26 protein-coding genes are annotated in these 24643 nt (G+C 67.2%); 8 read left to right on the forward strand and 18 right to left on the reverse strand.

Annotated elements, in window-relative coordinates; genetic code table 11:
• Nucleotides 1–12: 12 nt before the first annotated feature.
• From QMK34_RS05530 to QMK34_RS05595, 14 genes are all read right to left on the reverse strand, one after another.
• The gene (locus QMK34_RS05530) at nt 13–1155 is read right to left on the reverse strand and encodes a hypothetical protein (RefSeq protein WP_326412234.1); all 1143 of its coding nucleotides are present in this window, start codon (nt 1153–1155) and stop codon (nt 13–15) included.
• Complete coding sequence (locus QMK34_RS05535; protein WP_326412235.1) at nt 1130–2620, reverse strand: hypothetical protein; 1491 nt, start codon at nt 2618–2620, stop codon at nt 1130–1132. The genes QMK34_RS05530 and QMK34_RS05535 overlap by 26 nt, the downstream gene beginning before the upstream one ends.
• 7 nt (nt 2621–2627) lie before the next feature.
• Nucleotides 2628–4151 carry a hypothetical protein gene (locus QMK34_RS05540; protein WP_326412237.1) on the reverse strand — a complete coding sequence of 508 codons (1524 nt, stop codon included), beginning with the start codon at nt 4149–4151 and terminating at the stop codon, nt 2628–2630.
• Between the two features lie 147 nt (nt 4152–4298).
• The gene (locus QMK34_RS05545) at nt 4299–4934 is read right to left on the reverse strand and encodes a glycosyltransferase family 2 protein (protein ID WP_326412238.1); all 636 of its coding nucleotides are present in this window, start codon (nt 4932–4934) and stop codon (nt 4299–4301) included.
• The gene (locus QMK34_RS05550; protein ID WP_326412240.1) at nt 4934–5179 is read right to left on the reverse strand and encodes a hypothetical protein; all 246 of its coding nucleotides are present in this window, start codon (nt 5177–5179) and stop codon (nt 4934–4936) included. The genes QMK34_RS05545 and QMK34_RS05550 overlap by 1 nt, the downstream gene beginning before the upstream one ends.
• Entirely contained in the window at nt 5176–6150 is a 975-nt protein-coding gene (locus tag QMK34_RS05555; RefSeq protein ID WP_326412241.1) for a glycosyltransferase, read from the reverse strand. The genes QMK34_RS05550 and QMK34_RS05555 overlap by 4 nt, the downstream gene beginning before the upstream one ends.
• Nucleotides 6151–6374: 224 nt before the next feature.
• Entirely contained in the window at nt 6375–6830 is a 456-nt protein-coding gene (locus tag QMK34_RS05560) for a hypothetical protein (protein WP_326412242.1), read from the reverse strand.
• Nucleotides 6831–8433: 1603 nt separating this feature from the next.
• A complete protein-coding gene (locus tag QMK34_RS05565; RefSeq protein WP_326412244.1) occupies nt 8434–9303 on the reverse strand; it encodes a helix-turn-helix domain-containing protein in 870 nt (289 codons plus the stop codon).
• Between the two features lie 83 nt (nt 9304–9386).
• Nucleotides 9387–10133 carry an ATP-binding protein gene (locus tag QMK34_RS05570; RefSeq protein WP_326412422.1) on the reverse strand — a complete coding sequence of 249 codons (747 nt, stop codon included), beginning with the start codon at nt 10131–10133 and terminating at the stop codon, nt 9387–9389.
• 170 nt (nt 10134–10303) lie between these two features.
• Nucleotides 10304–10729, reverse strand: coding sequence for a hypothetical protein (locus QMK34_RS05575; protein WP_326412245.1), 426 nt, complete (start codon nt 10727–10729; stop codon nt 10304–10306).
• Between the two features lie 205 nt (nt 10730–10934).
• Entirely contained in the window at nt 10935–11561 is a 627-nt protein-coding gene (locus QMK34_RS05580; RefSeq protein ID WP_326412246.1) for a hypothetical protein, read from the reverse strand.
• The gene (locus tag QMK34_RS05585) at nt 11558–11860 is read right to left on the reverse strand and encodes a hypothetical protein (RefSeq protein ID WP_326412248.1); all 303 of its coding nucleotides are present in this window, start codon (nt 11858–11860) and stop codon (nt 11558–11560) included. The genes QMK34_RS05580 and QMK34_RS05585 overlap by 4 nt, the downstream gene beginning before the upstream one ends.
• Nucleotides 11860–12222, reverse strand: a complete 363-nt coding sequence (locus QMK34_RS05590) for a hypothetical protein (protein WP_326412249.1) — start codon at nt 12220–12222, stop codon at nt 11860–11862. Before QMK34_RS05590 ends, QMK34_RS05585 begins: the two co-directional genes overlap by 1 nt.
• A 232-nt stretch (nt 12223–12454) precedes the next feature.
• Nucleotides 12455–12649 carry a hypothetical protein gene (locus tag QMK34_RS05595; protein ID WP_326412250.1) on the reverse strand — a complete coding sequence of 65 codons (195 nt, stop codon included), beginning with the start codon at nt 12647–12649 and terminating at the stop codon, nt 12455–12457.
• Nucleotides 12650–12966: 317 nt separating this feature from the next.
• On the opposite strand from QMK34_RS05595, the gene QMK34_RS05600 reads away from it, so the two are divergent.
• Nucleotides 12967–13404 carry a helix-turn-helix domain-containing protein gene (locus QMK34_RS05600; RefSeq protein ID WP_326412252.1) on the forward strand — a complete coding sequence of 146 codons (438 nt, stop codon included), beginning with the start codon at nt 12967–12969 and terminating at the stop codon, nt 13402–13404.
• On the opposite strand, the gene QMK34_RS05605 is transcribed toward QMK34_RS05600, so the two are convergent.
• Both QMK34_RS05605 and QMK34_RS05610 read right to left on the reverse strand, forming a co-directional pair.
• Nucleotides 13401–14885: a recombinase family protein gene (locus tag QMK34_RS05605; protein ID WP_326412253.1), complete on the reverse strand. Its 1485-nt coding sequence runs from the start codon at nt 14883–14885 to the stop codon at nt 13401–13403. The genes QMK34_RS05600 and QMK34_RS05605 overlap by 4 nt on opposite strands.
• A 14-nt stretch (nt 14886–14899) precedes the next feature.
• Entirely contained in the window at nt 14900–15241 is a 342-nt protein-coding gene (locus QMK34_RS05610; protein WP_326412254.1) for a hypothetical protein, read from the reverse strand.
• Nucleotides 15242–15453: 212 nt separating this feature from the next.
• Here QMK34_RS05610 and QMK34_RS05615 point away from each other — a divergent pair, with 212 nt between their 5' ends.
• Genes QMK34_RS05615 through QMK34_RS05625 form a run of 3 tightly spaced genes read left to right on the forward strand, consistent with a single transcriptional unit; the run spans nt 15454 to nt 17552 of the window.
• Nucleotides 15454–15762 (forward strand): HD domain-containing protein, encoded by a 309-nt coding sequence (locus QMK34_RS05615; RefSeq protein ID WP_326412256.1) that lies wholly within the window; start codon nt 15454–15456, stop codon nt 15760–15762.
• Between the two features lie 12 nt (nt 15763–15774).
• Nucleotides 15775–16686 (forward strand): pseudouridine-5'-phosphate glycosidase, encoded by a 912-nt coding sequence (locus QMK34_RS05620; protein WP_326412257.1) that lies wholly within the window; start codon nt 15775–15777, stop codon nt 16684–16686.
• A complete protein-coding gene (locus QMK34_RS05625) occupies nt 16683–17552 on the forward strand; it encodes a carbohydrate kinase family protein (RefSeq protein ID WP_326412258.1) in 870 nt (289 codons plus the stop codon). Before QMK34_RS05620 ends, QMK34_RS05625 begins: the two co-directional genes overlap by 4 nt.
• Nucleotides 17553–17634: 82 nt before the next feature.
• Here the strand turns inward: QMK34_RS05625 and QMK34_RS05630 are convergent, their stop codons facing one another.
• Together QMK34_RS05630 and QMK34_RS05635 are read right to left on the reverse strand one after the other, a co-directional pair.
• Nucleotides 17635–17988, reverse strand: coding sequence for a DUF3099 domain-containing protein (locus tag QMK34_RS05630; protein WP_326412260.1), 354 nt, complete (start codon nt 17986–17988; stop codon nt 17635–17637).
• Between the two features lie 11 nt (nt 17989–17999).
• Nucleotides 18000–19271 (reverse strand): amidohydrolase, encoded by a 1272-nt coding sequence (locus QMK34_RS05635; protein WP_326412261.1) that lies wholly within the window; start codon nt 19269–19271, stop codon nt 18000–18002.
• Nucleotides 19272–19332: 61 nt separating this feature from the next.
• On the opposite strand from QMK34_RS05635, the gene QMK34_RS05640 reads away from it, so the two are divergent.
• The 4 genes from QMK34_RS05640 (at nt 19333) to QMK34_RS05655 (ending at nt 24577) form a co-directional block, all read left to right on the forward strand.
• Nucleotides 19333–20844, forward strand: a complete 1512-nt coding sequence (locus QMK34_RS05640; RefSeq protein WP_326412263.1) for a DUF7782 domain-containing protein — start codon at nt 19333–19335, stop codon at nt 20842–20844.
• Nucleotides 20841–21266, forward strand: a complete 426-nt coding sequence (dtd, locus tag QMK34_RS05645; RefSeq protein ID WP_326412264.1) for a D-aminoacyl-tRNA deacylase — start codon at nt 20841–20843, stop codon at nt 21264–21266. Before QMK34_RS05640 ends, dtd begins: the two co-directional genes overlap by 4 nt.
• A gap of 272 nt (nt 21267–21538) precedes the next feature.
• Nucleotides 21539–22567, forward strand: coding sequence for a sigma-70 family RNA polymerase sigma factor (locus QMK34_RS05650; RefSeq protein ID WP_326412265.1), 1029 nt, complete (start codon nt 21539–21541; stop codon nt 22565–22567).
• 339 nt (nt 22568–22906) lie between these two features.
• Nucleotides 22907–24577 carry a fumarate hydratase gene (locus QMK34_RS05655; protein WP_326412267.1) on the forward strand — a complete coding sequence of 557 codons (1671 nt, stop codon included), beginning with the start codon at nt 22907–22909 and terminating at the stop codon, nt 24575–24577.
• The last annotated feature ends 66 nt before the right edge of the window (nt 24578–24643 follow it).

The raw sequence follows: 24643 nt of genomic DNA on the forward strand, positions 1-24643 counted from the left end.
CCTCACGGGCTTCTATTTACGGCCGGTGGGTACCGACCGGGTCGTGAACGTGCCCTTGGTGAGAGCCCGCTCAGCCCGCTTCTTGACAGAGGCGGGAACCCGCCACCCCGAAGGTGCGGGAGCGTTCTTCTGCTGCCCGATGCGGGCCAGCAGCTTGTCGGCGGCCTGCACGCGCACCGACTCGGATTCCGAGGGCAGCGCGTAACCGTTGAGGATCGAGCGCTCAGCCTCCCGGCGAAGCGCGGCGGGCAGGTCGAACGCGGCGGAGTCCCGCGCGGCCGCGGCCGCTTTCCGGGCAGCAGCCTCGGCCACCGGGTCGTTGTTGGCCTTGGCGTCGGCGATAGCGCCCGCCCAGTCGTGCGTCACCGACACCGCGCCCTCAGTGTCGTGGCCAAACCACGGTGTGAGGCGGCAGCGGCAGTTCGGGTGCCGTGGTGGCCCGAGCAACGGGCCTGGTGGCTTGTACGCCTTCTTGCCGAAGGTGCGGCGCCAGTCGAACTCGCCGTCCACGTCGATCACCTGACCCGACAGCGCGAGGCACTGCACGCACGCGTCCCGCTCGGCGACCCACACCAGCCGGGCACCGGCGGCCTTCGCCGCGACCCGGATCCCGGCGTTCAGCTCGTCGTTGAACGTCGTCCGCGCGGTCTTCGCCAAGATCGCCGACGCCTGCCGGGCCACCGACGCCCGCCGAAGAACCTCGGCGAGGCTCGCCTCGCGCAGCTGCGCGAGGTCGGCGGCGCCGCTCTCGAGCTTCTCCCGCGCGTGCCGGACCGCCTTCACCACGGCTTCCCGAGTCCGGTCGGCCACAGGACCCGGGTCCGGCACCACCGGGAACCCGGCTTCCCGGGCGCCTTGGTCAGCACCGAGCAGCCGTGCCCGCTGGGCGTGGTGCAGCAGCGCGTCCACCGGGTCGATCCCGATGCCGACGAGGCGGGTCGTCAGCTGCTCGACGAGCGACTGCAGCTGGTCGCCGTCAGCTCGCGTCGAGGGCTTCCCGAACAGGCGTGCCCACAGGCCGAGTAGCCAGCGCCACAGCGCGGTGAACGCGGTGTCCAGCGGCCCGGTCACGTCGGCGACGGCCTTGTTCTCGGCGGTGAGGGCTGCCTCGTCGTGCTGGCGGATCAGGTCACGCGGGTCCGGACGCCTGGTCATCGATGTCTCCGATCACCTTCGTGACCACCTGCTGCACCACCGACTGATCGAGGATCCCGGCAGCGACGGCAGTGGAGAAGCTCGCCACGGCGTTACCGAGCTGGCCGAGCAGCTCGACCCGCTGCGGTAGGCCACCATCGCCCTCAGCCATCCACTGCGCAACGTCAGCAGCCGAGTAGCCGAGCTCGGTCAGCGACTGGTCCACCGGCACCCCAGCAGCCTGTTTGGCCGTGGCTTGGGCGAGCTTGGTGGTGTCGTCGGTGGACTCGATCGGTGCCCAGGCGAGCGTCACTGGGGCGCCTTCTTCGCCGAGCAGGAGCATAACGAAGCCGTAGAACCGGGACCAGGTCGAGGAGAACGAGTTCTTCCGCGCCTCGGCCTTGGTATCCAGCGGCTCGTTCGCCGTCTTCAGCGACTCCCCCGAGGGGATCTGCCCGGTCCGGTCGAACAGGTGCAGCGGCGTCGAGGAAGCCAGCGCGCCCTCTTTCAGGTACGCCGCCGCCGGATCGAGGAACGCCTTCGGGTCCGCCGGAGGGAACTCCCCCACGGATTTGACACCCATCAGGTCCCAGATCGAGCCCGGCTCACTAGACAGCGTCGACGGTGCGTCGCTGCGATTACGGGGCTTCTGAGCCAGCGGCGTCGAGACGAAGTCGTCCGGGTCCAAGTCGGCGGCCTCGGCGGTGTTGCTACCGGCCTCACGCAACGCGTACCGCTGCGGGAGCGCATGATAGTCCACGGAGGACATGTGGCCGATCTTTAGCTTCAAAAGCGTATCCTGCGTACCGTAAAAGCTCTTGTGCTCCGGTGTGCCGTACTCGCCGGGCAGACCGGTGCCGTGGAAATGCGCCATCGGTATCTGGCCGAAGGGGTTGACCTCGACCGCGTCGCGCCCATCCGCCGAGTAGGGGATGAAGTCGGTGATCCGCGTCGCTGGACCGCCATCGGTACGGCTGATGAAGTGCTCGATCCGGTCCCGGTAAAGCAGGTCCACACGGACTCGCTTGCCGAAGGCCCACCGCTGCACACCGAGGCGGGGCACGGTCGGATGCTCGTCGTCGTAGAGGATGCGGGCGGTACGGGCGTCGTGGACGGAGACGCTGACCTTGCCCGACACCGGGTCGCCGTTGTCGTCGAGCACCGGCCACGCCGAGAGGTAGCTGTCGCCTTGCTGCAGCGCGCGGCGCATCACGGCGGGCCGGATCAGGCCCATCTCGTTGTCGGCGTCCACCGAGGCGATCATCGCTGTGCGGACATCGGTGTCGGAGGTGATGGCGGTCAGCTTCAACTTGTTCGCTACCGCGTCGATCACCACATCACCAAGCAGGGCTTGGAAGGTGACCCGCTTGTCGAACAGGAGCCGCCGCATCCGCCGCGACGCGAACACTTCGTGCACCGGGCCTTCGCTGTAGGCCACGGCCTTCTGGTAGCCGGGAGCCGCGGCGGCCATGGCGTCCAGCGCCATGCCGAGGTCACTCGTCATCGTCGCCCCCCTCTCCTGTGCCGCCAGCCTCACGGGCTTGGACGGTGCGCGGCTGCTTGTCGTTCTTCAGGAACACCTCGACGCCGGAGCCGACGGCGTCGACCAGGTCGTCGTGCTCAGCGAGCGGGAATTTCACCATCTGCGCTTCGAGCTGCGGGATGCGTTTGGCGTGGAACACCCGGCCGCGTTGGTACTTGGTGAGCAGTGACCCGGCGCGGACTTCCTTCGGCAGCGACTGGTGCACCGTGGACACCTTGACCGGCAACCCATGCAGGATCGCCTTCCACGCGTCACCGCCCTGGTTCGTCTCCACCAGCACCCCAGCGATCTCTGGAAAAGCGTCGAGGATCCGCAGTACACGAGCCCGCAACTGCTCCCCTGGCGGAACCTTGATCTGCCAGGCGTCGAGCACCACGCAAGCACGGACTGTGCTGCTGTACCCGATGACAGCGAGAGCGGTGAAGTCGGACTTCGCTTTGGTCGTCACAGCCGGGTCAATCGACAGCAAGTGGTGGGTCAGAGGCAGGTCGTTGCGGACCTGGAAGTCCTCACCCCGCCAGAACGCCGAGTCAGCGGCCATGGGGTTGTTGCGCATCTGCGACTGGAACGTCCGGGTGTGCCGTACGGAGTTGAGGTACTCCATGGACCACTTCTCAGGCCACAGGCTGCGCTCAACACCGTCGTCGTCGGTCAGGATCGCGTCGAAGTAGCGGGGCGTGAAGTTCTCATCATCGACCCAGTCGGGGTACTCCTCGCCGCGTTGCTTCGCAGCGATGTCGTCGATGATCGCGCCCGGGATAGCGACCGTCCCGGCCATCGTGACGGACGCGAAGACGTTCAGTGGCAGGATCCCCGACAGCAGCGTTGCCAATCGGTTGGTCTTGTCGCGGTCGGAGTAGTTGCCTTCGGTGCCTTCGATGTCGTCGAGGACGATGTGGTCGGGGCGGCGGTTGCCGATCTTCATGCCGAGGTTCGCAGAGTCGATACCGCGACCAGCAAATACGAATCCGGACTTGGCGATGTACATCGACTGCGAGTCCGACACCGTTGTGCCGGCAGGTCGGCGGGCTGGGGTGCAGAGGTCGGGGAAGTCCTGCCTCAGCAGCTCGTTGCTTTCAGTCTCTCGCTTGAAACTGCCCAGGTGATCCGTTGCTTGTGTGGCCGAGTTCGCGAACGCGGCGACGAATCTCCGGTGACCATGCGCAGCCAGCCACATTGGGATGACCAGGAACAGCCATGTCGACTTGCCGACGCCACGCGGGCCGATGAACGCGTCCCGTTGCTTGGCCGGTGCCCCACCGATCGGTTCCATGTAGCGCTTCGCCAGGTCAGCGAGCTCCACATGAAACTCGGAGAACGTCAGCTCATCGGCCGTCTCAGGCCCACGCAAGTGATGCTTGAGGTAGATCAGTCCAAAGAGGATCGGGTCGCCTTCGGTCAGGACTCGTCGGCACTCCCGGTTGTCGAAGAACTCGGGGTCGAACTTGGCTAGGTAAGCAGTGAGATCAAACATCGCTCACCACCTGTAACGGGCCAGCTCGTCGGAGTCGTCGTTGCAGGTAGCTGGGCGTCAGCAGATCTCAAGGACTGACACCCTCCGCGTCCTGCCCGTCGGCCGGGCCGTGACCGAGGGCCCTACCCGCCTTCGGCAGGCAGCCGCTCAGCCCCAGGTCTCGGCGAACAACCGCACGTTGGGGTTGTCGTTGCTCAGGTCGTGGTGGGTCTCGGGGTGCCAGAACTGCGACAGCGGGTTACCGGAGTAGGACTGCGGAGTCGAGCGTGGTGTGTCGCGTTGCAGCCGGTACCAGAGATCCACATCCTCGTAGGCCCACCCCTCGTACCGTTCGTCGAACCCGCCGACCTTGTCGAAGGTGGCGCGGGTGAACGCGATCGGGCCGACACATGGTGAGGCGAACAGTGCGACCGGCGGCCAGCTCACCTCCGCCAGTTCACCCGCCACGAAGTGCGCAGTGTTGTGCTCGTCGAGTGCCCGGCCACGGTCGTACAGCAACGTCCACGGTTCAGTGTCGAGCTGGACAGCGGCCCACGCCACGGTGTCTTCGTCGGGCGGCATGTCCGCTCCGAGCAACACGAACCGGTCGTACTCCGGCGGGGCGAGGCGGACCGCACGGTTGATCGCACGCGACACGGAGAACTTGCCGCGCTCAGCGAACAGCGGATCGCCCGCCACGATCAGGTCCACGCTCGTCTGTTCCCACTGCGGGCGCAGCTTCTCCCACACCCGCTCGCGTGGCCCGTGGTCAGTGCCCCACGGCACGATGACAGCGATGCCCATCAGTACGGCCACCCCACATCCACGCTCGTGGTCGGCAACCCGACGTAGCGGCCGGGCTCGATCTGGGTTGCGGTGTCGCCGCTGCCCAACAGGCGACGCAAGCAGCGCGGCCCATCTTCCCAATCCTCTTCGCCCATCCACTCCAGCAGACGGACGACCTCCGTCACGGAGAACGTGTGCGACCGGCAGGGCTTGCGCGGCCAGGTTCCGCCACAGGCGCGGTCGTAGCAGCGGGCTTCGATCATGAGTACGCCTCCAACCAGCGGTGCGCGTTGCCTTCGATGGTTCGGGTGGCTGCCCACTCGCGGGCCTGCTTGCCGAGCTGGGCACGGCACTCGGGGTCGTCGATCAGCTCCCGCAGCGCATCCGTCCACCCCGAGGGGAGCACAGCCCTAGCGGCAGGCACGTCGACTCGGTACGGGCCAGTGTCAGACAGCACCGCAGGGATGCCGAGCGCGGCGTACTCCAGCAGCTTCACGTCGCTCTTGGCGTCGTTGAAGACGGACGGCCGGAGCGGGGCCAGGCCGATGTCGAAGTCAATCGCGCGGTATAGGTCGGCTACAGACTCGAACCAGCCGGTGTGCCGGACCGTCGAGCGCGGCGTCCGGACACGGTCTGTCCAGTCGGGCCCACCGATCATGTGCAGCTCGACCCGGTCTCGATAGTCGGGGTGCTGGAGCAGGCGCCGGACAGGTGCGTTGAGCTCGCCCCAGTCCCGGGCGTGGCTCGGCGAGCCCGCCCACCCCAGGGTCACCCGCTCGTTCGTGACCGGGCGCTCATGGCCGAGCAGCCACGCGGGCACCTGGTTGGGCAGCACGCGGACGTTGCGGTTGATCTCGGCTAGCCGCTCAGCGAGCACGTCCGTGGTCGTGGTGACCACGTCGGCCATCTCGACGTTGCGCCGCAAGTTGGCCAGCAGCTCGGGAGTGAAGAACTCGGCGGCCCGCCTGTTCGACGGGTCCACCTGCCACAGGTCGTCGTCGAGCTCCAGCACGGTCAGCACGCCGCCGCGCTGGGCGTGGCGCTGGAAGTTCGCCGACGGGCCCGGCATACACACACGCTGCCCGACAAGCACGTCTACGTCCGGCGGCAGGTTGGCCGGCAAGCTCTCGCTCAGCTGGACCTGATGACCGCGGCGGGCCAGCTCGGCCAGCGGCAGCTTCAGCCGATACCAGCCGCAACCTGACCGGTCCGCGAGCACCCCGAAGATCTTCACGCGGGCCCCCTTTTGGCGAGATCTCGCATCCACTGTCCCGTTTGCATCCGCAACTGATGCAAACGCATCAGTTGCGGATGCAAACGCTATCCGCCCGAACGTGATCGGCCTAGACGGTAGGACCCGAAAACGCAAAAGGTCACCCAAGCCACCTGAAGCAACAGGCTCAGCAGCCACAAACGAAGACAGCCCTACCTGGAGTGTCAACTGGCTCTCTACGAGGCCTAACGGTCTTCGCTTCGTGCTGACTGCTCGGCGACCAGCGCCCTGGCTTTGGCCACTAGGCCCACCAGCTCAGCAGGTCGCTGCTCTACCGTCGCGGTGATCTCCTGCTGCACGGGGGCATCCGCACCGATAAAGCGGGACTTCCGCTCGATCAGCTTGACCAGAACTTCCGCGTTCCGCGCCACAGCACGGTCCTGCGACAGCTGTTCCATGACCTTCATGATCGCCAAGTCGAGCTGGTCTAGCGCGTGCTTCCGGTACCTGTCGGCAAGCGGCAGCACACGGGAGTCGGCTTCCTCGTCGATCAAATACGCGATCTTCGTGTGCGAACAACCCATCTCCCCCGCGATCCGACGGTTCGACCAGCCCAGCAACTTCAGCTCGTAAGCCCGGATCCGCTCCTCAGCACGCTGTGCATCGTTGACCGTGAGATGGGCATTGCCGCCTGTCGCCATGGCAACCTCCCAACGGAAAACTCCCCAGGCGCTCTGACACTGTCGGGGGGGCTGCTGATGCGGTCCGACGAAGATCGGTCTAGGCACTTGGGATGAGCGAACTTGAAGCAGCCTCGACGACGCTGGCCGCCGCCCTCGTGGAGGTAGTCAGGGCGGCGGTTGCAGAAGTAATCCAGGCGTTGCCGCCTGAGGCATCTCCGACCGTAGTCGCCCAGCCTCAACCTGCGACGAAGAAGGAGCCTGTGCCTCGAGATGGCCCATGGCTGCCGGTGTTGGACGCGAGTGCGTATGCCCGACGAAACCCGGAGACCCTCCGGCGGGCGCTGAGGGAGTACCAGCGCTCTCACGGAGCGAGCGGGCTGAAGGGCCTCCAGCCGAAGCCGAACGCCTCTTTCCGGGTTCATGTCGACGACCTGGACCGCTGGATGGCCGGGCTGGCCCCGTCGCGAGGGGTCCGTCATTATCGCGGTTGATCCGGGAGCGCAGGTCCGATCGCGAAGGTAGGGGCGCGGGGACCTGCGCTCAACCGGGGTAGTTGCCCGATCGCCTCACACGGCTGTGACGATTAGTTGCGTGTCCGTGGGGGTCGGGAGCTTTTGGAGACAGCTCTGCCTCGACTTGTCACACTACGCGACTGGCTTCAATCTGTCTAGTCTGTCTAAACAGTTTAGGATGTCAAGCAGGCGGTAGCGGCCGTGCTTGTCGGCGGCGACGAGACCACGGCATTTCCACTGCCGCACGCGGCCCGCGGAGACAGGGGATCCCCAACCGCGGGTTTCATGGGCGATCTCGCCCGGAGTGAGCCACGTTCCGACGGCGTACGCGTATGCCGCCCCAACTGCGTCAGCGACGTGTACCCACTGGCCGCAGTTGCGACACTGAGCACTGACCCGATCGAACTCCGCAGCGACCTGATTCCGGCATCCGGGACACTCTCCCAGCGGGAGACGTGCGGGTCGATCGATCATCATCAGAGCCTGTTCTTGCAAGTCGGGATCCCGAGGATTAGCCCTCAGTTGATCGCGAAGTTCCATCGCGCCGAGATTGATAGGCGGCGTGCTGCCGAACCCACCGAACGAGGAACCACGGTATCGCGATGTGACGGATTGTTTGCGGACTACATAGCCCATGAGGATGATGACTTCGCCCACTGCCGACCCCTTCGGTAACGCGCTACCCCGTGATGTGTTGATCATACAGGAATGGCCCGACAATCCACGGGGGATCACCGAGCCAGTCTGTTTACTTTCTTGCAATGGGAACGGTTGGTACTGATTGGCAGTGAATAGAGCTAGTTGTTGCCGAATAGTTCCCGTTCAGCTGCGAGATACTCGGGTGACCGTGACTCCGGAACACCCAGGTTCGCGACAGCCACATCGAGTCCGTCAAGCCGACGGAACGGATTCGGCCCCCCAACCAACTGATCTCCCGGCCGGAAGGTGCCCACCTGGACAATCGTTGGGGTGGGCACTGCTCGGCGAAGCGGGGGCGACGGTCGCCGCGGGACGGCAGCGACTCGCTCCTCCGCCGCTCGCTGCTCGTACGGCGCAGCATCTGACGACCCAGGCATGATCTCTCGCACTGGTGATCAACCCTCCCTTTGTCAGGCAGCGAACGGGTCTTCGGGGTACGAGCCACGAGCAGGCATCGGTGCACGCGCCGTAGATGCCGACTTGCTTCCGAACGTCAGTGTGCGGCGCATCCAGTTGCGCCACGAAGCGATCCAGTCGACGTGAGTGGAACCTTTGCCGCGATGCCAGTCGAGGAACTGACTTGTCTCAGCCTCCAGGTCAACCACGATGCCGTTTGCTGCCGCCCACGCGCGCATCTCAGGGGCTATCGGCAGGTTGTCGGGGGCTCGGGTTGCCCGCGTAGCCTTAGCGGTCTTCGCGGCTTTCAGCTTCGCCGAAGCCTGTTGCTTCGGTGGAGTGGCCGCCAGTCCAGGTGCTTCAAAAAGGGCATCGGAAGGCGGAGAAGTTGCTGGGCCCGCGCCAGCGGGCCAATCTTTACTGGACTCTTCGTTGGATTCTTCAAACTGGATACTTACTGCACCGACAGTCTCGTCGGTGACCTCCCCGACGAGACTGTCGGTGACACCCCGACGAGATGGTCGGTCAGGGCCTAACCGACCATCCTGACGGTCAGGCCAGACGGGCAAGTCCGCGAGCCGGTAGTCACAACCTCGGACCCACCCGCGCTCGTTATGCCGCCGAACTGAAGTCAGCAACCCAAGGTCTCGCAATTTGCTGATGGCGCGCTCAGCTGTCCGGACCGTGACGTAAGCGCGCTCGGCGAGCGTCTCGACGTGCGGGTAGATCCCCTGAGACTTGCCTGAGCCCAGGCTGGCATCACTGAAACTTCGAAGCGCCAGATAGGTTGCCAGTTCTCCCCCAGAGAGCCCGTGCGCAAGCACCCAGAGTGGAACCCATGCCTTCGGCCCGATTTCGCTACCTACAGATGGCGTGTCTACCATGCTACAATCCATTTCGTTGAGATTCCATGAAAAACAGAGCAAGGGGTCCGGGGATACAGCCCCGGACCCCTTGACGTTCAAGGCTAGGTAATGGACCGGAATTTACGTCGTGAGTCGCCGTCCATCTTAACTGTGACAGCATCCTCACGGAGGCGGTCAGTGAGTCGCTCCCCCATCGCGTCTTGAAGCGCCTTTCCCGCAAGGTTGCTGATCAGAATGGTGGGTCGCTCGTCCATGAATCGCGCGTCCAGCAGGCGGTACAGGTCGCTTGCGCTTCGCTTGTGCTCTCCGCCCGCCAGCAAGTCGTCCAGAATCAGAAGCCGAGAATCTCGCGCCTGAACAAAAAGCTTTTCCTTCTCATCGAACGACGCATTCATCTGCTGGTCTAGGTAATCGACAGCTCGAAGGTACGTGTGAGCAGCACTTACACCCTCGTTAGCAAGGACAGCGGGAACACCCAGGGCGTTATATGTCTTCCCGGTGCCAGGACCGCCATAAATGAACAACGCGTTGTAGGCGGGCCGACTTGGCCCCGACCAACCAGTATCGACAGGCTGGTTGGCGACCGCAGCGATATAGCCGTCAACCCATTTCAGGACTTCCGGATGATCGGCCACAGCGTGCCGATACTTCCGCGGGCGTCGATCCAGGAACTCCTGGTTCGCGCCGCGTCGTCGCCGCTTGTCATCTTCGATGAGCCGGTCTTGCATCTCCTGATCAGCTCGAAGCCGGTCAGCTTCCACAAGTACCGCCACTTCAACGTCAGTAAGAGGCGCTGCTTCGGGATGCACTGAACGGTAGTAGGCGATATCTCCTGCACTGGTTTGCATCACTTCGCGACCTCCACGATCCGCCTGATCCCAGCCGCAACCGCAGCGAAGACCTGCCGGCGTCCGACGTTGAGCCCAAGACGGTACGCCCCGGCCCCGACAATGAGCACCACCAACACGAGGCCTCCGCTCACACAGATTTCGTTAGTCAAAAGGTCCTCCAAGGTTTCTCAGGCCGCGGCCTGGTCGGATTGGCCAGCGACCCACGCATGCCCGGAAGCGGTGGCCAGCCACAACGCCCAGCCGGAGCCCTCGTGCTGCCGCGTGTGGCCTGAGTCGCGAACGTGACCCATCTCCACGAGCTCACCCCGACGAGGGCGTACCGAGTTGGCGCGGATCCCCAACCGGGCTTCGATCTCGAAGTCCGCCACTCCGTCGTGCGCGGCGACGAACGTCAGGATCCTGGCTCGCTGCGAACCCGCTGTGAGCGTGACCGAGCGGGCCGCCTTGATCGAGGTGGCAGCGGCGTCGACCCGAAGCTTGCCTTCGCGCGGCTCGGTGACTTGAGCATCACGTGCGGCGCGGGTGCGCTCCCGCTGAACAAGGAACTCCTCGACCTCACCCGCCATGGCGGCCACGGCCTCCAGCGCCGCCATGCGGCCAGCACGCGCCTGAGCCGCAATGTCCAACGCCCGGGTCAACGACCCCGCAGGCTTCGTCTGCCGAGGCTCATCAAAAAGATCAAAAAGAGTCACGAGTCATCCTCTGGGGAACTGGAGAAGCGGATAGGACGCCAAGCCAAGCCAACAAACAAGCCGACGCTGAACGAGCCTCCGAGCCATGCCAATGCAGCAATCAGGCTCATGCGACCCTCCGCGATCGCAAGTTCGCGGTAAGCACTTCAACTGACGCTTCGAGACGGTCGAGATCAGCGACGACCTGCGCCATCGCTTGGCGCTGCTCAGGACTGAAGCGCGGCGTAACGACGACACGTTCAGCGGACCGGTCGATGCATTTAGTCAGCTCCTCGAAACGCCGTACAAGCGAGCCCCATGACCTTCGGAACGCGAGGTCCGCCAGCGGGTCGTCGATGGCGTCTGGAACTACCGCTGGCATTGGAGCGGGGGCCGGTTTCGGTGGTTCAGCCTTCCGAGCCTTGGCGGCGGCGGCTTCCGCCGATGACGGGGCGGTTCCAAGGTCGCGCCGCACAGTCTCGCGAGCAAGCCCGGTCACGGCCGCCACGTCGTGGCCAGACATACCCGTTGCCGCCAAGTCCCGCACCACAGCCCTGCGGCTCGCCTTCGGCAGCTTCGGCGGCACAACACTCCCGAGCTCCTGCGCAACGAACCTAGCGAAACTGCGGTATCCCAAAATCACGTGAACCCGCTGCCGATGGAGGTCGGCGAGGCCTTCGAAGAACCGGTCGCGGTGCGCGACAACGTCGCGCACCAGCGACCGACATTCCTCCACCGTGAGATCGGCGGTCACTGAGTCAGCCCCACTGCTAGCAGCAAGGTCACGGCCAACGTCTCAGCTTCAGAGCGAGTCAGCTCCAACTCGTTGCCGGGGCCGCCGTCGTCGACCAGCAGCACCACCGACGGAACAGAAACACCCTCGTTCTGCCCGACACCGACCGTGAGCCACGACTCGCGCGTCGACAGGCTCAGCTCAACATCATCACCCACGAGCGCCCCGTGACGGTGCAATGCACCAGAGACATCGTGGCCACCGATGCACCACCCCGGGCAGTCCGTCACCCACGTCGCCATCCGCGTGTCGGCGCTCATCAGACACCGCCCGCGATGTCAGCGACGAACGCAAACGCCGCGTCGAGTGCCTCAACGAAAGCGACTTGCTCGTGCGGTTCCGGGAACCCCGAGAGCCGCAACCGCCCCGCCTCGAACTGGGACTCGCCGTCCAGGGCAACGACCTCGGCACGCGTCCATTCCAACATTCCCTCAGCGCCTCCCGACCAGAAAGCTCGGTTATGGGCACGAAGAACACCAGTCTCGGTTTCGAGCCGGTCGTAGTAGGTGATGCAGGACCCGCCGCATGGCGGCACGGTGCAGGGCGAGTTCTCGACCCGTTTGACCAACGCGACGATCAGCGGATGATCTTCGTGAAGCTCTGTTAGAATCGTGTCGGACATGAGGTCTCCAAGGTTTCGTGTCCATAGACCGTCGGGTAGCCGCCCGGCGGTCTTCTTTTTTACAGTCATGCGGCGGCCTGCCAGACTTCAGGCGGCGTGATGTCAACGACCCGTGCAACTTCAGCAAGCGCCGTGACTGGCGGGAGCAGGCGTCGGACGAGCTGCCTAACCTCAGGTGTGAGCGGCCCCGCCGCAGCGAGCACCTCAGCGATCGCCGCTGCACGAGCGGTCGTCACGACGGTTCCGAGGCGTCGCCCTCACTGAGGAAGCGAGAAACCTCGTCGTCGGTAACGAGAAGGAACTTCCCGGCGCGCACAGCCCGAAGCTTCCCCGTCTTGATCAACCCTCTGACGTTCTTAACGCCGAGGTCTCCGAGAATCGCACTCACGGCGGGCAGTCGATGCGCCCGCACAGTGGTCTCCGGCACTGGGTTCTCCCTTCACTCGTTTGAGCCTAATATTGCCACTTCTGGCCCTACCTGTTGGGGTCAGGTCTTACTGAGTGAAGAGTAGCACCAAATGGCCGTATCGAGCTACACAAACCATCGCAAGATGCCATCTGAGCTGCAACAAAGCCCACCCGCACGGGTGAAATACTATGCTCTGACCTGCGCAACCAGGTTAACAAAATTATCTGCACCTGACCCCAAATGGAGCACGCATAGACACAGATAGCTACCGCCCTGACACCACTTGTAGTCAGGTGCAGTGGTGCCAACGTCTGCGGTCTGGCAAGCTGCGCCCCGTGGAGCAGGCCAACAACGACCAACTGACCGCCGTCGGGCAACTCATCCGGGCAGCCCGCGAACGTCGCAGGGTCGCCCTGAAAGCAGCAGCCACGGCCGCAGGGATATCTACCGTCACCTGGCGACGAGTCGAACGCGGACAGTCGACCTACGGCCCCACACACGAAGCGCTGGAGAACTGGTTCGGCCTGCCTAGCGGTGCACTCTCGAAAGCCACGGACGGCGCAACGACGGTCGACGACTTCGCACTCGAGTTGGAAGAAGCTGTCCTACGATCACTTGAGGGAGTCGGCCCAGACCTGGCACGACTCGACCTCGCCGAGACAGCTGACCTCGTGGTTGAGGTAGTGCGACGCATCAGAGCAGGTGACTTCGGCTCAGAGGGGGCAGCAGCGGTCAAAGCACTACTGCCCGTCCTGGCGAAGCTGACGGACTAGTGCACGAACTTCACTCGATCTTCTACCGGCACCTGAACTCCTTGCCCAGGCGCAGGAACGATCGTAAGCGTGCCAAGAATCTCAGGTGTGCACATCGCTCGGAGCACCTCTCGCCGCGCCTCAATGACTAGCAGCATCCATCGCCTCCGCACGTCTTTGCCTGGAGGCAGCAGGTTGCGCAGCACGGCGGGGGTCTCCAGTTCCCGCTCCCTGCCTTCCAGCGCAGCCTTACGCCTTCTCAGCTCAGGCTCGACGGAGCCCGCGAAAACGACGCTGACCCCACCGCGACCGGGACCCAACTTCGCGAGCGCCTCCAGATCCAGCAGCTCGCCGTCGACCTCGGCGAGCTCCTTCCGCACGGCCTTCAGCTCGTCGCCGACCTCCTCGCCATCCTGAGCCAGCGCGCCATACTCCTTCGGGTCAGCGAGGTGGCCGAGCACCACGTCCTCGACATAGTCGTCCACGCCGACCGCGGACATGCGGACGCAGCCGTGGCTCTTACAGGCGAGCTCGTCTCGCCCCTTCCTGTGACGGAACACGATCGGTCCGTCACAGCGACCACATCGCGCGGTCATCGTGACCAGATGTCGAGCGCGGCCGTTAACTGCCGTCCGACGGTCGGGGGCCCCGATCCGGCGCTGTACCCGGTAGAACACCTCCGGCTCCACTAGTTGGTCCCACTCAGCATCGATCACCTGAGCATCCGCCGAGCGGACCGACCCGCTGGTACGGCCCGGATCGAACACCCGCTTGCCAACGTAGGCCAGATTCGTAGCCATCGAGCGCAGGTGCTCCGCGCTGAACGGCGTCCCCCGTCCGTTCACGACACCCCGTTGCCGCCAGTCAACTGCGATGCGCTTCAGCTTGTGACCCTTGTCGAGACGGTCGAAGAACTCCTGTACGAGCGGACCGTTCTCGACGTGCGCAACCTGGCCGGCGAGCCTACCGGTCTTCGAGTCGTAGTCGCGGGCGAATCCGAACGGGGTCCGGCCGTGCGGGCGTCCCGCTGCAGCGGCAGCGGCCGTGTCCCGTTTGGCCCGCGTGTGGGACTTGGCGCTCTCGAACTCGGAATCGACAGCGTCTTCAAGGAGCGAGCGCCGGTCGCGCGGGTTCGCCGGATCGTAGACGCGTGCGTGGGTGGTGACCAACACCTTGACCCTGCGGTCCTCGAGCAGATCGACCAGTGTTGCCCATTCGCCGACTCGGCGACTCCCACGGCTCGACTCCCAGAGCACCAGATGGTCAGCGCCGAACCGATCAGTCTCCAGGTCGGTCATGAGCCTGTCGAAATCCTCGCGCACCTTTCGGGCGTAGCGGCTTGCCGAACGGTCGTTGTCCTCGTACGGCACGCCGAGAGTGACGCCGAACGCCTTCGCGGCCTGCACATTTTCGCCGTGCTGCTGCTCGTTGGAACGTCGTTGCCCAGACCTGTCGCGGCTGACGCGGAGGTACTCGCGGCCTGTGAGCTGGGAGGTTTCCATTTATCCATGTTAACCTACTGGCAAGGTCTCGGGTCAGCAAGTCCGGCGGGTTCGGCGGCCGCGGGCAGGAGTTCCTCGGCCTGTTCCCGGTCGACCACGCCGCGCTGGAGCGCGTCAAGTGGGAGCCGCAGCTCGAAGCCTGGCTGCACGAGGTCGCGAAGCCCCGGGGCATCTTCGATTGAGCTTTTCCAGGAGGTCGTCATGACCGGACCGGCCGCGTCCCCCGGGTTCCCGGTATGACCTGGGAGTCCGCGATCACCGCGCTCGGCGGCGACCACCTCGTCGCCACCGGCGCCTGGGCCGACCTCGAATGGCGCTACGGCGAGCCCCACCGGCGCCACCACAACCTCACCCACGCCGAGAGCGTCGACCACGAGTCGGCCGAGCTCGGCGTGGCGCTGGGCCTGAACCCGGTCGACCGGGCACTGGTGTCCGTCGCGGCCTGGACACACGACGTGGTCTACGACGCCAGCCCGGGGGAAGACGAGCGGGCCAGCGCCGAGTGGACGCGGCGCTGGCTCATCCGCGCCGGGGTGTCCACGGAGCGCACGGCGAGGGCGGAGTCGCTGTGCTGGCCACCCTCGGGCACGACGCCCCGGCCGACGACCTGCTCGCGACCGCGCTGCTCGACGCGGATCTGGCGATCCTCGGCGCGTCACCGGAGGACTACGAGCAGTACGCGGCCGCCGTGCGCGAGGAGTACTCGGGCGTTGCCGCCACGGCTTGGGCCACCGGCCGCGCGGCCGTGCTGGCACGCCTACTGGCGAGGGATCCGCTCTACCGCAGCGCTCCCGCGCGGGACCGCTGGGGAGCCGCGGCCCGGCGAAACCTCGCCGGGGAGCTGACCCGCTGGCTGCCCCCGGCGGGCGATCAATGATGATGTCCTGTCGTGACTCCGCACTCCCAGTTGTTCCTCCACGAAGAGGTGGCCGCAGCCCTCGCCGACGGTGAACCCGTCGTCGCGCTGGAAAGCACGATCCTCTCGCACGGTCTCCCGCCCGGCCGCAACCTCGACGTCGCCCGGCGGCTCGAGCAGGTGGTCCGCGACGGCGGCGCGGTCCCCGCGACCATCGCCGTGCTCGACGGACGGCCCGTGCTCGGCCTGTCCGCCGCCGAGCTGGAACGGGTCTGCGCGCCGGACGCGAACCTCGGCAAGCTGTCGCTGCGCGATCTCGGCCCGGCCGTCGGTCTCGGCCGCTCGGGTGCGACGACGGTCGCGAGCACCGCGTCGCTCGCCGCGGCCGCGGGCATCGGTGTGTTCGCCACCGGCGGGCTCGGCGGCGTGCACCTCAACGCCTCGCAGACCTGGGACGTCTCGGCGGACCTCGGCGTGCTGGCGAAGGTGCCGACGCTGGTCGTGTGCTCCGGGGTGAAGTCGGTGCTCGACATCGCCGCGACGCTGGAGGTGCTCGAGACGAACTCGGTGCCCGTGCTCGGCTACCGGACCAGCGAGTTCCCCGCGTTCTACCTCCGCTCGTCGGGACACGAGCTGCCGTGGCGGGTCGAGCACGCCAAAGAGGCCGCGGCCGTGGTCGCCGCGCATCGGGCGTACGCCGGTTCCGGGGTGCTGCTGGCGAACCCGATCCCCGAAGAGTCCGAAATGGACAAAGAGCTGCACGACCGGCTGCTGGCCGAGGGGCTCGAGCTCCTGCGCGAGCGGGGCGTCCACGGCGCCGAGGTGACCCCGGTGCTGCTGGAGCATTTCCACACCGCAAGCGGCGGAGTGAGCCTGGACGCGAACGAGGCTCTGGTGCTGTCGAACGCGAAGCTCGCGACCGCGGTGGCGGTGGAGCTCGCATGAGCGGGATCGTGGTGGTCGGCGACGCCGGTCTGGACGTGGTGGCCCGGCACGAGGGGCCGATCGTGTACGGCGGCGACTCCCGGTCCAACGTCCGGTTCACCGGCGGCGGCGCGGGCGCCAACACCGCGCTGTGGCTGCGGGCGCAGGGCGCCGAGACGACGTTGATCACCCGGGTCGGCGACGACGCGGGCGGGCGGCTGATCCGCGCGGAGCTGGAAGCGGCCGGGGTGCGCTGCGCGTTCGCGATCGACCCCGAGGCGCCCACCTGCTGTGTCGTGGTGCTGGTGGACGGCGACGGGCAGCGCAGCATGCTGCCCGACCGCGGCGCGATCGGGCGGTTCAGCCCCGGCGACGTCGACCCGGCGGTGCTCGCCGACGCTGGGCACCTGCACCTGTCCGGTTACGTGCTGCTGGACGCGTCCTCGCGCCCGGCGGGGCTGGCCGCGCTGGCGGCGGCGAAGCTGGCCGGGCTGACGACGTCGGTCGACCCGCAGTCGGCCGCGCTGCTCATCGACCCGGCCGCGTTCCTCGACGACGTCCGCGGGATCGACCTGCTGCTGCCCAACACCGAGGAGCTCATCGCGCTGACCGGGTCGCCCGATCCGATGTCGGCCAAGGAACTGCTCGGGACGGTCGGCGCGGTGGCCGTCACCGCGGGGACGCACGGCGCCAGCTGGATCGACGCCGACGGGATCACCACGGTGCCCGCGCCGGAGGCCGACTGCGTCGACTCGACCGGCGCGGGTGACGCCTTCGACGCCGGGGTGCTCTCCGCCTGGACGGCCGGAGGGTCCACTGTGGACGTTCTGCGGGCCGGGGTGCGGCTGGGCACCCTCGCCGTCGGCAAGGTCGGGCCCCAGCCTTAAGCCGGTTTCTCCCGCGACTCGTCGACGAATCGTGGTCTCGTCCGCGCGAGACACCACGACCCGTCGACGAGTCGCGCAGGGGTCAGCTGCCTTCGATCACCGGGTGGCTGCCGTTTTCGAGCTTGGTCGGCTCCGCCTGGTAGCGGTTGACCTCCTCGGCCTTGCGCGGCGGCCGGTCGTTCGCGACCAGCACCGCGATCCAGGGTAACGGGATCGAGATCGCCAGGATGCCCAGCGCGAGCCAGGGCGTCGAGTGCAGGACACCGGCCAGGATCAGGCACGGGATCCGGCAGGACATCATCAGGAAGTACTTCTTCTTGCGAGCGGCGAGCTGCTGTTCGTAGGACACAGCGGCTTCGGTGATCAGCACCGGGGCTGTTTCCCGCGGATCCTGACCGTGGGCGGGCGCGTTCACGGCACCACCTCCGTCCCCCATGCTCCCACTGGTCAGCTCGCTTCGTCAGCTGGGTGGGCAAGCTCATGGAGTGCCGCGACGACCAGGGTCTCGACCCCGGTGCTGAGCGTCGGGTGCAGCACCGGCGCGAAGAGCGGCGAATGGTTCGACGGGACGTCGGTCTCGAACCGGCCGCCGGCGATCGCGGTGAGCACGGTGTCCGCGTCCAGGCCGCCGACCAGCCAGAACACCGAGGGCACTCCGGCCGCGCGGCCGAACTCGCTGAAGTCCTCACTGCCGGTGACCAACGGGGCCTCCATCGTGCGCCCGGCGCCGAAGTGCCCGGCGAACGCGGCGGTCAGCGCGGCGGTCGTGGCCTCGTCGTTGGCGGTCACCGGGAAGGTGTCGATGCGTTCGATCGTGGGCGGCTTCGGCGCGCCCGCGGTGGCGGCCTCGCCGTGCACGATCCGTCCCACCGCGGCGACCACCTTCTCGCGGACCTGCTGGTCGAACGAGCGGATGTTGATCTCGAGGGTGGCGTGGTCGGCGATGACGTTGTGCGTGGTGCCCACGTGCAGGGAGCCGACGGTCACCACCGCGGACTCGGTGGCCGGGATCTCCCGCGAGACGATGGTCTGCAGTTTCAGCACCACCGAGGCGGCCAGCACCGCGGGGTCCACGGTCGTCTCGGGCCGCGAACCGTGCCCGCCGCGGCCGTAGAGGGTGACGCGCAGCGCGTCGGTGGCGGCCATGATCACGCCGGGGCGGGTCAGCACCCAGCCCGCCGGACCGGGCACGAGGTGCTGGCCGAGCACCACGTCTGGCTTCCCGCCAGGGCCGAACACGTCGTCGCGGATCATCCCGGCGGCGCCGTCCCCGACCTCCTCCCCCGGCTGGAAGACGGCCAGCAGCGTCCCGGACCAGCTCGCCCGGCCGTCGGCGAGCAACGCCGCCGCGCCGGAGAGCCAGGTGGCGTGCATGTCGTGGCCGCAGGCGTGCATCACCGGCACCTCGCGCCCGGCGGTGTCGAGGCCGGTGTCCGTGCTGGCGTAGGGCAGCCCGGTCTTCTCCTCGACCGGCAGGGCGTCGATGTCGGCCCGCAGCATCACCGTCGGGCCCGGCCCGTTGCGCAGCACGCCGAGCACCCCGGTCCGGCCGATCCCCGGGTACACCTCGTAACCGCTCGCCACCAGCCGCCTGGCCAGTTCGGCGGCGGTGCGGGTCTCGGCGAAGGCCAGTTCGGGATGGCGGTGCAGGTCGGCGTACAGCGCTTCGAGGTCCGGCAGGCGGGCCTCGAGCGGGGCGAGCACGGTTTCGGCGGTCACCACCCGATTCGACCACATCGGGGATCAGCCGCGCCCGGCGCGCGTGGGAGCATTACCCACCGTGAGCACTGAGCGACGACTCGACCTCTCCCCCGCCTTCTGCGCCCGGCTGCGCGAAACCCTCCTGCGCGCCGGCTACGACGCCGACGGGGTGCTCGGCGCGCTGGGTGGCGCCGCGCACTCCGCGCTCGGTCGCGGCGAGCCCGAACTGGCCTCCCGCGCGAGCCGGGACGCCGGGGACCTCGGCACGCTGATCCGGCTGTTCCTGCTCGGCGAGACCGAGCCCGCCAAGTCCGTCACCAGCGCTTTCGCCCCGCTGGGCCTGGACGAGACGGTGACGGCCGGGCTGCTTCGCGCCGACGGCGACGGCTACCGGGCCGCGCTGGACGTCCGCCCGCACGGGGACGAGGACGACTCCTGGTGGGTCATCTCGGACCTCGACGCCGACCTGCTGGGCCACACCGTGCCCGAGGACCACGTGCTCGGCGTCGGGCACGCCTCGCTCAATCTCATCCGGGCGACCAGCCGCCGCCCGGTCGGCACCCTGCTCGACGTGGGCACCGGCAACGGGGTACAGGCACTGCACGCGACGAAACACGCCCGGCGCATCACCGCGACCGACGTCTCGGCGCGGGCGCTGGCGCTCGCCGCGGCCACCTTCCGGCTCAACGAGCTCGACGTGGAGCTCGTGCGCGGCGAGTGGTTCGCGCCGGTGGCGCGGCGCAAGTTCGACCAGATCGTCTGCAATCCGCCGTTCGTGGTCGGGCCGCCCCGGGTCGACTACACCTACCGTGATTCCGGGCTCGCCGGGGACGACGCGAGCGCGCTGGTCGTCCGCCAGCTGCCCGGTTTCCTGAACGAGGGTGGCGTGGGGCAGCTGCTGGCGTCCTGGCTGCACGTCGACGGCGAGGACTGGACCGATCGGGTGGCGCGGTGGCTGCCCGCCGAGACCGACGCGTGGTTCGCCCAGCGTGACGTCGCCGATCCGGGCCTCTACGTCGGCACCTGGCTGCGCGACGAGGGCATCGACCCGAGGTCCCCCGAAGGCCGCGCCAAGGCCGGCGCCTGGCTGGACTGGTTCGCCGAGAACGACGTCGACGGGATCGGCTTCGGTTACGTCACCCTCCGGCGCGCGTCCGGGGTCACGCCCACCGTCGTGTGCGAGGACCTCCGCCAGGCCTACGACGACCCGCTGGGCGCGGAGGCCGCGAACTGGCTCGACCGGGTGGACTGGCTGCGCGGCAACGGCGATTCCCTCCTCGATGTCCGGTTCGTGGTACCGCCGACGGTGCTGCTGGAAAGTGTCGGCGAGCCGGGCGACGAGGGCTGGGAGACCACGATCCGCCGCCTGCACCGCACCGACGGGCCCGGCTGGCAGCACGAGGTCGACGAGCTCGCCACGCGTCTGCTCGCGGGCTGCCGGGGCGCGCTGCCGCTGGAGGACCTGATCGAGCTGCTGGCCGCGTCCCAGGGCATGGCGGCGGACGAGCTGGCCGCGGCGGCGCTGCCGGTCGTCCGCGAGCTGGTCCGCCACGGGATGCTCGTGCCGAGCACGCCCTCCAGTACGTCATGAGGGCGGTCGTGGCGCGGGTCACGGAGGCGAGCGTGACCGTCGGCGAAGAGGTGACCGGCGCCATAGCCGAGCCAGGGTTGCTGGTACTGCTGGGAATTCACACCGGGGACGAGCCCGCCGACGCGGCGACAATGGCGCGCAAACTGCACGAGCTGCGGGTCCTGCGCGATGAGGAATCCTGTGCCAGCACGGGAGCCCCGTTACTAGTGGTGAGCCAGTTCACCCTTTACGGGGACACCCGTAAGGGTCGACGTCCGTCGTGGACCGCGGCGGCCCGGCCAGAGTTGGCCGAACCGCTCGTCACGGCCGTGGTGGCCGGGCTGCGCGAGCGCGGCGCCAGGGTGGAGACCGGACGTTTCGGGGCGACGATGGCGGTCCGGAGCGTGAACGACGGTCCGTTCACCGTTCTCATAGAGGTCTAGACCACTATGCGGTGATCTTTTCTCAGCCTGTTCTCAGACTGCGTGCTCTCAGGGAAAGCTCAGGATTAATGGAGCAACCAGGAGGCGGGTAAGGCCGTCTCCTTTTCAGCGGACCGGGAACGTTTTGGCAACCCGGGGCGTTGACCGAAGTGTCCAGCCCAGTACGGCTGGGCCCGCGTTTCGAGTTTCCACAGGGCTCGGTCCGCGGGTGCGCCGCCAGGCGCACAGCTTCAGTTTTAGCTACACGTTCAGCCCGTGACCGGGGAGGCAGAATGTCAGTCCAGACTCTCGAACGCGAAGCGCGCGGGATTCGCGAACGCAGGATTCCCACGCAGTCCATCGATGAGCCCACTATACCGGCTCTCACGGACGCGGACCTCGACGCGCAGAGTCCCGCCGCGGACCTGGTGCGCGTCTATCTCAACGGCATCGGCAAGACCGCCCTGCTCACCGCGGCCGACGAAGTCGAGCTCGCGAAGCGGATCGAGGCAGGCGTGTTCGCCCAGCACATGCTGGACACCGCCGAGAACCTCACCACCAAACGGCGCAAGGAGCTCAACGCGCTGATCCGTGACGGGCACGTCGCGAAGAACCACCTGCTCGAGGCCAACCTGCGGCTCGTCGTCTCGCTGGCGAAGCGCTACACCGGCCGGGGGATGCCGCTGCTCGATCTGATCCAGGAGGGGAACCTGGGCCTGATCCGCGCGGTGGAGAAGTTCGACTACTCCAAGGGGTTCAAGTTCTCGACGTACGCCACCTGGTGGATCCGCCAGGCCATCACCAGGGGGATGGCCGACCAGGGACGCACGATCCGGCTGCCGGTCCACCTGGTGGAACAGGTGAACAAGCTGGCGCGCATCAAGCGCGACCTGCACCAGCAGCTCGGCCGTGACGCGACTCACGACGAGCTCGCCGCCGAGTCCGGCATCCCGGCGCACAAGATCTCCGACCTGCTCGACCACTCGCGTGACCCGGTAAGCCTGGACATGCCGGTCGGCGCCGAGGAGGACGCCCCGCTGGGCGACTTCATCGAGGACTCCGAGGCCACCGACGCCGAAAGCGCCGTGATCTCCGGGCTCCTGCAGGACGACCTCCGCCGGGTCCTGGCCACGCTGGACGACCGCGAGCAGTACGTCATCCGGCTGCGTTACGGCCTCGACGACGGCCAGCCCCGCACGCTCGACCAGATCGGCAAGCACTTCGGGCTCTCCCGTGAGCGCGTGCGTCAGATCGAGCGTGAGGTCATGGGCAAGCTGCGTCAGGGTGAGCGGGCGGACAGGCTGCGTGCCTACGCCAGCTGACCCGTCTTGATCACTGGCTGCCACCTGGCAGGACGAGAGTTGACACCCGTTCGGCCGCGTTGACTTATGACCTGCGTCACGAGACCGTCGACAGTGGCGAGTCGCTAGTCTCGGCTGTTCGTCAGGGGTGAGCTTCGCGGCCGGGTGTTCGCACCTGGGTCGCCTTCCCCGGGAGGTCGGGTCCGTCGGGGTGGACCCGGCCTCCCGAACTAACTTCAGCCGCCCGCGAGTCCCCCACCGGAGGACCCGAGTTCCCCACCGGCGTGCGCGAGTTCGACATCCACGGGCAGGGGGTACCGTCTTCGCCGACGCCACCCGCGTGCAAAGGAGCCCGGCGCTGTGCCCCCCACCACGTTTCGCCACACCGAAGTCCTGCCGTTGGGCAAGGACACCACCACCGAGTACCGGCAGGTCACGGCCGACGGCGTAGAGCTCGTCGAGGCCGCGGGCCGGAAATTCCTCAAGGTCGACCCCGAGGTGCTCACGCGGCTCGCGAAGGTCGCCATCACCGACATCCAGCACCTGTTGCGCTCGTCACACCTGGCGCAGCTGCGCGCCATCGTGGACGACCCGGAGGCCAGCGGCAACGACCGGTTCGTCGCGATGGACCTGCTGCGCAACGCCGCGATCGCCGCCGGCGGTGTGCTGCCGATGTGCCAGGACACCGGCACCGCGATCGTCGTCGGCAAGCGCGGCGAAGGGGTGCTCACCGGCGGCGACGACGAGCGGGCGCTTTCGCAGGGCATCTACGAGGCGTACCAGGAGCTGAACCTGCGGTACTCGCAGATGGCCCCGGTGAATTTCTGGGACGAGCGCAACACCGGCACGAACCTGCCAGCGCAGATCGAGCTGTACCACAAGGACAACACGGCCGGTCAGTCCGATTCTCCTTCTTACGAGTTCCTGTTCATGGCCAAGGGCGGGGGCAGCGCGAACAAGACTTTCCTCTACCAGGAAACGAAAGCCGTGCTGAACCCGAAGCGGCTCGCGCGGTTCCTCGACGAGAAGCTGCGCAGTCTCGGCACCGCGGCCTGCCCGCCGTACCACCTCGCGATCGTCGTCGGTGGCACGTCGGCGGAGTTCAACCTGAAGGTCGCGAAGCTGGCTTCGGCGCGGTACCTCGACAACCTGCCCGCCGAGGGATCCGAGCTGGGCCACGGGTTCCGCGACACGGACCTCGAACAGCAGGTGCTGGAGATGACGCGCCAGTTCGGCATCGGCGCGCAGTTCGGCGGCAAGTACTTCTGCCACGACGTCCGCGTGATCCGCCTGCCGCGCCACGGCGCGTCGTGCCCGGTGGGCATCGCGGTGTCGTGCTCCGCGGACCGGCAGGCCAAGGCGAAGATCACCGCCGACGGCGTGTTCATCGAGCAGCTCGAGCGCGACCCCGCGCGGTTCCTGCCCGAGGTCGCCGAAGACGACCTGTCCGACGAGGTCGTCTCGGTGGATCTCAACCGGCCGATGACGGAGATCCGCGCGCAGCTCGCGCAGCTGCCGGTGAAAACGCGGCTTTCGCTGACCGGACCACTCGTGGTGGCCCGCGACATCGCACACGCGAAGATCGCCGAGCGACTCGACGCGGGCGAGGAAATGCCGCAGTACCTGCGCGACCACCCCGTCTACTACGCGGGCCCGGCGAAGACGCCCGAGGGCTACGCCTCCGGCTCGTTCGGCCCCACCACGGCCGGGCGGATGGACTCCTATGTGGAGCAGTTCCAGGCCGCGGGCGGCTCACTCGTCATGCTGGCCAAGGGAAATCGGTCGAAGAAGGTGACCGAGGCGTGCGAGCAGCACGGCGGGTTCTACCTCGGTTCGATCGGCGGCCCGGCGGCGCGGCTGGCGCAGGACTGCATCAAGCAGGTCGACGTCCTGGAGTACGCCGAGCTCGGCATGGAAGCGGTCTGGAAGATCGAGGTCGAGGACTTCCCCGCGTTCATCGTGATCGACGACAAGGGCAACGACTTCTTCGAAGCCACCTCGGAACCCGTCCTGCAGATCAGCTTCCACTAACAGACGTCACGCGTGTCCAGAGTGCCGTCACGCGTGTCTAGACTGCCGTCACGCGTGACGGCAGTC

Origin of the sequence: Amycolatopsis sp. H20-H5, from assembly GCF_035828755.1 — a bacterium.
Classification (GTDB): domain Bacteria; phylum Actinomycetota; class Actinomycetes; order Mycobacteriales; family Pseudonocardiaceae; genus Amycolatopsis.